Source organism: Streptomyces klenkii, from assembly GCF_003626645.1.
GTDB classification, from domain to species: Bacteria; Actinomycetota; Actinomycetes; order Streptomycetales; family Streptomycetaceae; genus Streptomyces; species Streptomyces klenkii.
In genome coordinates, this window is sequence record NZ_RBAM01000151.1 from 1 (window position 1) to 1144 (window position 1144).

A 1144-nucleotide genomic window follows, 5' to 3' on the forward strand; every position below is an offset into this window, starting at 1 on the left:
TCACCGTCGACGACCCCTCCGGCGTGGCGGCCTTCCGCGCCCTGCGCGACCTGGTCGACTCCGGCGCCGCCACCACCGACACCAGCGACGGCTGGGAGAACATGATGTCCGCCTTCGCCTCCGGCGAGGTCGCCATGATGGTCAACGGCCCCTGGGCGCTGGCCGACGCCACCGAGGCCCTGGGCGAGGACCTGGGCGTCGCCCCCGTCCCCGCCGGCGCCGCCGACCAGGGCGCCCCCCTCGGCGGCTGGAACTACGCCGTCTACGCCGGAACGCCCGAGGCCGACGCCTCCTTCGAGTTCGTCCGCTGGATGAGCTCCCCCGACGTCCAGCGCCGCGTCACCGAGGAGCTGAGCCTCCTGCCCACCCGCGCCTCCGTCTACCAGGAGCCCTCCGTCGCCGGCGACCCGATGGTCGAGTTCTTCCGCCCCGCCGTCGACACCGCCCGCGAACGCCCCTGGATCCCGCAGGCCCAGTCCCTGTTCGAGCCGCTGCGCGAGGCCGTCGAGGCCATGCTCACCGGCTCCGCCTCGCCCGAGGAGGCCGCCGCCGACACCGGCGACGCCTACCGCGAGCTGCTTGAGGACTGGGAGTAGGGGGTCCCGCCATGGCCGACACCGCCGCATCCGCAGCCGAGCCCGCCGCCGCCCTCGCCGAGCCCCCCGCCCCCGCCCGCCGCACCCGCGCGGCCCGCCCGGGGCGTTCCGCGAACGCCGCCCGCTCCTCCGGGCGCCCGCCCGGCCGGCTGCGCCGCGCCCTCGCCACCCACTGGTACGCCTGGGCCATGACCGCCCCCGTGGTCGTCGTCACCGCCGCCATCGTCGGCTGGCCCCTGGTCCGCGGCGTCTGGCTCTCCCTCACGAACGCCGACGAGTCCAACGTCGAACGCCGCATCGGCGTCAACACCCTGCCCGCCACCTACGAGTTCGTCGGCCTGGACAACTACACCGCGATCCTGCGCGACAGCGACTTCTGGGACCGCCTGGGCTGGACCGTCCTGTGGACCGCCTCCTGCGTGGCCGTCACCTTCTCCCTGGGCCTGGGCCTGGCGGTGCTCCTCAACCGCGCCTTCCGCGGGCGCGCCCTCTACCGCACGGCCCTCGTCCTGCCCTGGGCCATCCCCGCCTTCGTCTCCGTCTTCGCC

Annotated in this window: 2 protein-coding genes; both read left to right on the plus strand. The window is 75.5% G+C overall.

What is annotated here, in order from left to right:
• Positions 1–596, plus strand: a 596-nt coding sequence (locus tag D7231_RS35345) for an extracellular solute-binding protein (RefSeq protein WP_120760486.1), incomplete at its 5' end; no start/stop codon positions are given.
• A gap of 11 nt (positions 597–607) precedes the next feature.
• The coding region (locus D7231_RS35355) for a carbohydrate ABC transporter permease (protein WP_242000091.1) at positions 608–1144 on the plus strand (537 nt) is incomplete at its 3' end.